This is a genomic window from Streptococcus sp. SK643, assembly GCF_000259505.1.
GTDB lineage: Bacteria > Bacillota > Bacilli > Lactobacillales > Streptococcaceae > Streptococcus.
On the sequence record NZ_AJMM01000020.1, the window covers coordinates 69,261 to 78,177 of the forward strand.

The window sequence follows — 8,917 nt, forward strand, 5'->3', positions numbered from 1 at the left end:
CTTTTTCTCAGTTGAAGGAGATAATTTCTCCCTCAAGCAAGATTGCTTCCATTTAGCAGAGCCATCTCTCCCATTTTTAAAATATTGGCCTTGTATTTTTCAAGCAGAGAAATCTAAAGAGGTACTCCCAAGGTTCTACTAACAATGATTACAAGTGCAAACAAACAAAAGACTACTCCGTTAACAATCATATGAAGTAAGATAGACATTTCTAGACGTTGCGTTTTATAGACAGTCCACGTTAAAACCGATGACATGCCACCATAGATTAAAAGAGAAGGCAGATTTGTTGGTAGATGAAGCAAAGCAAATACAACTGCACCTACTATGTAACCTAACTTTTCCTTTCCTCTAAAAATCTTTTTAGGAATCATACCGCGACATAAAATCTCCTCACAGATAGGAGCAATTAGAACCAGTAAGAAAAAACTGGAAATTAAAGAACTATTCTGGACCAGATCATTAATATTTGATTGATTGCTGGTTGTTGTTTCATTCATCAAACGCAATAAGAGCACACCAAGAATATTAAAGGAAAGAATCACAAGATAGCTTAAGGTCAATCTAGCCAAGTCCTTCGTCTTAAAAAACGATAAACTAAAACTAGTCAACTGTGATTTTCGAGCTCCGATGATAAATACAAGTAAAACCAACAGAGATAAGGCGGATACTAATAATCCTGATTGTAACAGCGGAAATCGTCTACTTGTTAGATAATAGGATAAAGCCAAAGGAAGCTGAGAAAAAAGAAGGGCTACTAAAAAAATAATTACCCATTTTCCCCTGTTCACTATCTCTTTCCACACACTCTTCTCCTTCATAATTTTTCCTCCTTAGACTTAATAAACATCATTGAATATACTTGCGACTTAATTTTAAGCACCTTGTTTACAGTATTTTTAGAACAGTATGAATATAAAAAGGGGTAGCCCCCTTTTTATATTCTAACATTTATAAAGCCATGCTGATATAGTTGAGGATAAACAAGGCATCCAAAATCCAAATCATAACATGAATATCTTTTGCTTGTCCTTTAAATAGCTTAGTCAAGGTATAAGTTAAGAAGCCAATTGCAATCCCTTGAGTGATAGAATAACTGAATCCCATAAAGATAGATGTGAAGAAGGCAGGAACCGCTTCAGCCATATCATCCCAATGGATATTTTTCAAGCTACCAAGCATCATAATCCCAACAATAATTAAGATTGGAGCTGTAGCAGATGAAGGCACGATAGCTAGAAGTGGGCTAAAGAAACTTGAAATGGCAAAACAGATAGCCACAACCAAGGCTGTCAAACCAGTACGTCCACCTGCTCCGATACCAGCAGCAGACTCAATATAGGTTGTTACGTTTGAAGTACCTGCAATGGCACCAAGTGTAGTACCAATCAAATCAGAGTATAGAGCCTTGTCCAACTTATCCGATTGATGATTTTCACCATTTGTAGCTACGATACCAACTTTTTCCCCTGTACCAATCAAAGTACCAATTGTATCAAAGATATCTGTCAGTGAAAAGGCAAGAATGGCCATAAGGGTTTCAGGTAAGCGAGCTGTATCTGAAATCAATGCTCCCAAACCTTCTGAACCAAGTGCTGCACCAAAGATTTTCTTCAAATCTTCAAACGCTGCACCCACGTGATTATTAGAAAAATCAATGCTAGAAAGGTCAACTAATCCAACTGCAATAGCTAGAACGGTTGTTGTCAAGATAGAAAGAATGATTCCACCTTTAGTTCCTTTAATCACAAAGAAAATCGTAATAGCAATACCAGCAAGAGCAACTAAAACAGATGGAGTATTGAAGTCAACCAATCCTGGAACTGCTGAAGCATTTGCCGCAATTGTTGCTTGCGCCTTGTCAGCACCTTCTCCTACAACTGTATAATTTCCTGGGTCAATCGTAAATTTCAAAAGACCAGCATTTTTAATCCCAACATAAGCAAGAAAAACACCGATACCAGCTGAAATAGCTGAACGCAAACCAGTTGGAATTGACTCAATGATCATTTTACGAACACTTGTTAAAGTGATAACCAATGAAATAAGTCCACAGATAAAGACCATAGCAAGCGCTTGTTGCCAAGAATAACCAAGTCCAAATACGACTGTAAAGGTAAAGAAGGCGTTAAGTCCCATACCAGGAGCCTGAGCATAGGGCAAGTTAGCATAGAAAGCCATCATCAAGGTTCCTGCAACCGCACCAATTATCGTTGCAAGAAAGACCCCTTGAGCAGGCATCCCTGTTTGGGAAAGCATTTGTGGGTTTACAAAGAGAATATAGCTCATCGCAAAGAAAGTTGTTAAACCAGCAAGAACCTCCGTACGAACGTCCGTTCCGTTCTCTTTTAGTTTAAATAGTTTGTCCATCATAAATCTCCTTTTGTTTTTTTACGAACAATATTAGTATTGTATCATTTATTATTCAGTTTTTCAATATCTTTGTTTGAATTATTTAATAAATTGACAAATTTTATTTTTGTTTCGAATCTGATTTTCTTCTTGCTTTTTGTTATAATAGTAGACATCTTATCTGGAAACGTACTAGAAAGGTTTATATGACTAAAAAAATAATTGCAGTTGATCTTGATGGCACCTTGCTCAACTCAGAAAGTCAGATTTCTGACTTTACCAAACAGACGATAAAAAAAGTCTCGGAAAAAGGACACGACATTATCATCACAACAGGGCGCCCTTACCGCATGGCAATTGATTACTACAAAGAATTGGGGTTAGATACCCCAATGATTAATTTCAACGGCTCTCTAACACACATTCCTAATAAAGATTGGGAATTTGAACAATCTGTAACCTTAGATAAAAGCTATTTACTCGATATGGTCAAACGTTCAGAGGAAATCCAAGCTGATTTTATTGCCAGTGAATATCGAAATCAATTCTATATTACCAATACCGATGAATCAATTGTTAATCCTGCCCTCTTTGGTATCAAAAATTTCTCGAACAGCCACCTCTTTCAGAAAGAATTAGTTTCTGAAAATCCTAACGCCTTACTCCTTCAAACAAGGGCAACTGACAAATATGCCCTTGCAGCTGAAATGAATGCTTTTTATAAGCATCAATTAGCTATCAATACATGGGGAGGTCCTCTTAATATCCTTGAATGTTCAGCCAAAGGTGTTAACAAGGCTTTTGCCTTAGACTACTTACTTAAGGTCATGAATCGTGACAAAAAGGACTTGATTGCCTTTGGTGATGAGCACAATGACACAGAGATGCTGGCTTTTGCAGGAAAAGGGTACGCTATGAAAAATGCCAATCCCGACCTCCTTTCCTACGCAGATGAACAAACTTCTTTGACAAACGACCAAGATGGTGTTGCTAAAACGCTAGAAACTTTATTCTTATAAGCGAATCTGACCAGCTCTTATGCTGGTCTTTGTGCTCTTTTTACAGTCTCATCAACCAGTTAATCGATTGTTATGTTTTTCACCTTAAAAACCTTGGAAAGGGGTTTCGTTTGTGATATACTTCACATATAGACATAACTGAGTAAGTCAAACTCGCCTTCAATTGAGAAAATCAATCGAATCCTGTTCCTCTTGCTCTTCAAACATATCAAGGAGGATAGCTATGAAAGCTGTTGTTGTAAATCCAGAAAGCACTGGTGTTGCTATTGAAGAAAAAGTACTCCGCCCACTTGAAACTGGTGAAGCACTTGTAGAAGTTGAATACTGTGGTGTTTGCCACACCGACCTCCACGTTGCCCATGGTGACTTCGGTCAAGTACCAGGGCGTGTTCTTGGACACGAAGGTATCGGAATCGTTAAAGAAATTGCCCCAGATGTGAAAAGCCTTAAAGTCGGTGACCGTGTCAGCGTCGCTTGGTTCTTTGAAGGATGTGGTACTTGTGAATACTGTACAACTGGTCGTGAAACTCTTTGCCGTACAGTTAAAAATGCAGGTTATTCAGTAGATGGTGGTATGGCTGAACAATGTATCGTAACTGCAGACTATGCTGTTAAAGTACCAGAAGGACTTGACCCTGCCCAAGCTTCTTCTATCACATGTGCTGGTGTGACAACTTATAAAGCGATTAAAGAAGCCAAAGTTGAACCTGGCCAATGGGTTGTTCTCTACGGTGCTGGTGGACTTGGGAACCTAGCTGTTCAATACGCTAAAAAAGTATTCAATGCTCATGTTATCGCAGTCGATATCAACAATGACAAACTTGCCCTTGCAAAAGAAGTGGGCGCTGATATCGTTATTAACGGTCTCGAAGTTGAAGATGTACCTGGACTCATCAAGGAAAAAACTGATGGCGGAGCTCACTCAGCTGTTGTAACTGCTGTCTCTAAAGTTGCCTTTAACCAAGCTGTTGATTCTGTACGTGCTGGTGGTCGTGTAGTTGCTGTTGGTCTTCCTTCTGAAATGATGGAACTCAGCATCGTAAAAACAGTTCTAGACGGAATTCAAGTTATCGGTTCACTTGTTGGAACTCGTAAAGACTTAGAAGAAGCCTTCCAATTTGGTGCAGAAGGTTTAGTAGTCCCAGTTGTTCAAAAACGCCCTGTAGAAGATGCGGTCGCTATTTTCGATGAAATGGAAAAAGGTCAAATTCAAGGACGTATGGTGCTTGATTTCACTCACTAATCTAAATCAAATATATAAAAAAGTTGGAAACCCCTTCCAACTTTTTTATATTAAATTTTAATGTCAAATAATCCTATTTCTCTCCGAAATCTTATTATATCAATATTATTAAATACACTATTTAAATGTTTTCTTGAGTATTCTATATCAAATAGTTGATTTTTTTATGAAAACGGTTTATACTAATCTAGTCTTAAAGTTTTCTTAAACAATGGGCACAACATTTTATAAGGAGGAATGACAATAATGAGTATCGGAATCATTATTGCGAGCCACGGTGAATTTGCCGCTGGTATTCACCAATCAGGGTCTATGATCTTTGGTGAACAAGAAAAGGTTCAAGTTGTAACCTTTATGCCAAACGAAGGTCCAGATGACCTATATGCTAAATTTAACAACGCTGTGGCTGCATTTGACGCAGAAGATGAGGTACTAGTTTTGGCTGACCTTTGGAGTGGTTCTCCATTCAACCAAGCTAGTCGCGTGATGGGAGAAAATCCTGATCGTAAGTTTGCCATCATCACAGGACTTAACTTACCGATGTTAATCCAAGCCTATACAGAGCGCCTCATGGACGCTACAGCAGGCGTGGAAAAAGTCGCTGCGAATATTATCAAAGAAGCCAAAGATGGCATCAAAGCTCTTCCAGAAGAGTTAAATCCAGTTGAAGAAGTTGCAACTGCTGCAGCTGCTCCAGTTGCCCAAGCTGCTATCCCAGAAGGAACTGTTATCGGTGATGGTAAACTAAAAATCAACCTTGCTCGCCTAGACACTCGTTTACTTCACGGTCAAGTTGCAACTGCTTGGACTCCAGATTCAAAAGCAGACCGTATCATCGTTGCTTCAGATAACGTTGCCAACGACGATCTTCGTAAAGAATTGATTAAACAAGCGGCTCCGAATGGAGTAAGAGCCAATGTTGTACCAATCCAAAAATTGATTGAGGTTTCAAAAGACCCACGTTTTGGAGAAACACATGCCCTTATCTTGTTTGAAACACCTCAAGATGCCCTTCGTGCAATTGAAGGTGGCGTGCCAATCAAGACTCTTAACGTAGGATCAATGGCTCACTCAACTGGTAAAACAATGATCAACAATGTTTTATCTATGGATAAAGAAGACGTTGCAACATTTGAAAAAATGCGTGACCTTGGTATTGAATTTGATGTACGTAAAGTACCAAACGACACTAAAAAAGATTTGTTTGACTTGATCAACAAAGCCAACGTTCAATAATTTAAATCAAACTCTATCGAAATATTCGAAGAAAGATTTTACACTTTAATAGAATTTAATAGAAAAGGAATAAAACCATGTCAGATATTTCAATCATTTCTGCTATCTTGGTTGTAGTTGTTGCCTTCCTTGCAGGTCTTGAAGGTATCCTCGACCAATTCCAATTCCATCAACCAATCGTAGCATGTACCCTTATCGGTCTTGTAACAGGTAACCTTGAAGCAGGGGTTATGCTTGGTGGATCTCTTCAAATGATCGCCCTTGGTTGGGCAAACATCGGAGCTGCCGTAGCTCCAGACGCTGCTCTTGCATCTGTTGCCGCAGCAATCATCTTAATCAAAGGTGGTAACTTTACTACTGAAGGTATCGCAGTTGCAACAGCAACAGCTATCCCTCTTGCCGTAGCTGGACTTTTCTTGACTATGATTGTTCGTACAATCTCAGTTGGTTTGGTTCACACTGCAGATGCTGCTGCTAAAGAAGGAAATATTGCGGCTGTTGAGCGTGCTCACTTTATCGCACTTCTTCTTCAAGGTCTTCGTATTGCTATCCCTGCTGCCTTCCTTATCGCTATCCCTGCTTCTGCCGTTCAAGATGCTCTTAAATTGATGCCAGACTGGTTGAACGGTGGTATGGCTGTCGGTGGTGCTATGGTCGTTGCCGTTGGTTACGCTATGGTTATCAACATGATGGCAACTCGTGAGGTATGGCCATTCTTCGCAATCGGTTTTGCTTTTGCTGCCATTTCTCAATTGACTTTGATTGCCCTTGGTGTAGTCGGTGTTGCCCTTGCCTTCATCTATCTTAACCTTTCAAAACAAGGTGGTAACGGTGGCGGCGGAGCTGCGACTTCTAACGACCCAATCGGTGATATCCTAGAAGACTACTAGAAAGGGGAACAATCATGACTGAAAAACTTCAATTATCAAAATCAGATCGTAAAAAAGTTTGGTGGCGTTCACAATTCCTTCAAGGTTCTTGGAACTACGAGCGTATGCAAAACTTGGGTTGGGCTTACTCATTGATTCCAGCTATCAAAAAATTGTACACTACTAAAGAAGACCAAGCGGCTGCTCTTGAGCGCCATCTTGAGTTCTTCAACACACATCCATACGTAGCTGCTCCAATCATGGGGGTTACTCTTGCACTTGAAGAAGAACGTGCGAACGGTGTTGAAATCGACGACGCTGCTATCCAAGGGGTTAAAATCGGTATGATGGGACCTCTTGCTGGTATCGGTGACCCAGTATTCTGGTTTACAGTTCGTCCTATCCTTGGAGCTCTTGGTGCATCACTTGCTGCATCTGGTAACTTGGTTGGTCCACTTCTCTTCTTCTTCGGATGGAATGCTATCCGTATGGCCTTCCTATGGTACACACAAGAGTTTGGTTACAAGGCTGGTTCTGAAATCACTAAAGACATGTCTGGTGGTATCTTGAAAGACATCACTAAAGGTGCTTCTATCCTTGGTATGTTCATCCTTGCTGTTCTTGTACAACGTTGGGTATCTATCAACTTCACTGTTAACCTTCCAGGTAAACAATTGGCTGAAGGTGCCTACATCAACTTCCCAGAAGGACCTGTGTCAGGTGCTGAATTGAAAGGTATCCTTGGTCAAGCACTTGGTGGATTGAGCTTAGACAAGATTCAACCACAAACCCTTCAAGGTCAGTTGAACTCATTGATTCCAGGATTGATGGGACTTCTCCTTACTTTCCTTTGCATGTGGTTGCTTAAGAAAAAAGTATCACCAATCTCAATCATCCTTGCACTCTTTGCAGTAGGTATCGCAGCTCGTTTCTTCGGTATCATGTAATCTTGGTGAGAATGTACAAACAAAAAAAGAATCAGGTTTATCACCTGATTCTTTTGGCTCTTTGTCAAATAGTGTTGATGAAGAACCTAATGAAAAAAGAATCCAACAAAAATTGGACTACCTGTCTCCGGTTGAATACCGAAGACGGTAGCCCTAGGGTGTTTTTATTAAATTCTCACTTTTTGGGGTCAGTCCCTAAGCCTGATAGTAATTTTTTGTTCATACTATTCCCCTTTAGTCATTTACTACTTTAAGTTGCATTGCTTTAGCTACTTCTTCTGCCTTTGATCCCTTAGGTGTATGGATTTCTACATCTGGGTTACAGTTATCCACAAAATAGAAGTATTCTGTAATTTCTGTTACACTTGCTGGAATTGTAATAGATTTAATTGATGATGTCCCCCAAAATACTAATGTTCCAATACTCTTTGTTCCTTCTGGGAATACAACTGATTCTAATGAACTATCAGAGTTGAAAACATCATCTTCTACTGTTTCTATTGACTTACCAAAGTGGACATACTTTAACTTATTGTCAATCGTAAACGCACCTTTTCCAATATATCGTACTGTATCTGGTAAAACGATTGCCTCACAATATTTCAAGTTCGCAAGACCACGTTCTCCAATTGCGATAACAGGTTTACCTTTAATTTCCTTTGGTACACGAACAACCTTATCGTCAGAAGTACAACTATAGATGACATAACCTTCTTCCCATAAATATACGCATGTTAATATATTAATATATTTAAGGATTTATAACTATAGTTCCTTAATTTTCCCAGTAAAAAAACGAAAGGCACCACAAATTATTTATGTGTTTTCTTTAAACGATTCATGTACTTCTGTCGCAACTTCTCACCCGCCTTTAATTGCGGTTGCGATAGATTGAGGACCTAAATATGCATCCCCTGTTATTAGTTCATTTCTATTGTATTCTGATGTTGACCGAAAGTCAAATTTTTACCTTTCATCTAGAACACTAAAGTCTACTTTTGTTCAATTGCTGCAACGACAAGGTCACATGGAATAATATGTTCACTACCTGCCACTTCATGCGTTGATCTTCTTCCACTTTCATCTGATTCACCAAGTTCCATTGTAATAACCTTTACACCAGTTACTTTCCCACTCTCATCACGCAATACTTCTTTAATATTCTCTAAGAAATGGAATGTAACACCTTCATTGTGTGCATCTTTGATTTGTAGTGTAGCTTCTAGTATATTGTTCATATGGTCATCATTC

At 39.3% G+C, this 8,917-nt stretch carries 9 protein-coding genes; 5 read left to right on the forward strand and 4 right to left on the reverse strand.

Annotated elements, in window-relative coordinates; genetic code table 11:
* Positions 1-113: 113 nt before the first annotated feature.
* Both HMPREF1117_RS08490 and HMPREF1117_RS08495 read right to left on the reverse strand, forming a co-directional pair.
* Entirely contained in the window at positions 114-821 is a 708-nt protein-coding gene (locus tag HMPREF1117_RS08490) for a CPBP family intramembrane glutamic endopeptidase (RefSeq protein WP_000660730.1), read from the reverse strand.
* 130 nt (positions 822-951) lie between these two features.
* Positions 952-2,370, reverse strand: a complete 1,419-nt coding sequence (locus HMPREF1117_RS08495; protein WP_000359314.1) for an NCS2 family permease — start codon at positions 2,368-2,370, stop codon at positions 952-954.
* 188 nt (positions 2,371-2,558) lie between these two features.
* Between HMPREF1117_RS08495 and HMPREF1117_RS08500 the strand changes: the two genes are divergently transcribed.
* The 5 genes from HMPREF1117_RS08500 to HMPREF1117_RS08520 all read left to right on the forward strand — a co-directional run bounded on the left by HMPREF1117_RS08500 (position 2,559) and on the right by HMPREF1117_RS08520 (position 7,666).
* Positions 2,559-3,371 carry a Cof-type HAD-IIB family hydrolase gene (locus tag HMPREF1117_RS08500; protein ID WP_000162374.1) on the forward strand — a complete coding sequence of 271 codons (813 nt, stop codon included), beginning with the start codon at positions 2,559-2,561 and terminating at the stop codon, positions 3,369-3,371.
* 223 nt (positions 3,372-3,594) lie between these two features.
* A complete protein-coding gene (adhP, locus tag HMPREF1117_RS08505) occupies positions 3,595-4,614 on the forward strand; it encodes an alcohol dehydrogenase AdhP (protein ID WP_000649174.1) in 1,020 nt (339 codons plus the stop codon).
* A 246-nt stretch (positions 4,615-4,860) separates the two neighbouring features.
* Positions 4,861-5,850, forward strand: a complete 990-nt coding sequence (locus HMPREF1117_RS08510; protein ID WP_000021964.1) for a PTS sugar transporter subunit IIB — start codon at positions 4,861-4,863, stop codon at positions 5,848-5,850.
* A gap of 77 nt (positions 5,851-5,927) precedes the next feature.
* Complete coding sequence (locus HMPREF1117_RS08515; protein WP_001280327.1) at positions 5,928-6,740, forward strand: PTS mannose/fructose/sorbose transporter subunit IIC; 813 nt, start codon at positions 5,928-5,930, stop codon at positions 6,738-6,740.
* A gap of 14 nt (positions 6,741-6,754) precedes the next feature.
* Entirely contained in the window at positions 6,755-7,666 is a 912-nt protein-coding gene (locus HMPREF1117_RS08520) for a PTS system mannose/fructose/sorbose family transporter subunit IID (RefSeq protein WP_000136858.1), read from the forward strand.
* A gap of 234 nt (positions 7,667-7,900) precedes the next feature.
* Here HMPREF1117_RS08520 and HMPREF1117_RS08525 read toward each other — a convergent pair whose 3' ends face one another.
* On the reverse strand, positions 7,901-8,320 hold the full coding sequence (locus HMPREF1117_RS08525; RefSeq protein ID WP_269207917.1) for a leucine-rich repeat domain-containing protein: 420 nt from the start codon (positions 8,318-8,320) through the stop codon (positions 7,901-7,903).
* Positions 8,321-8,658: 338 nt separating this feature from the next.
* Positions 8,659-8,917: hypothetical protein (locus tag HMPREF1117_RS08530; protein WP_231160768.1), on the reverse strand; the 259-nt coding region annotated here is incomplete at its 5' end.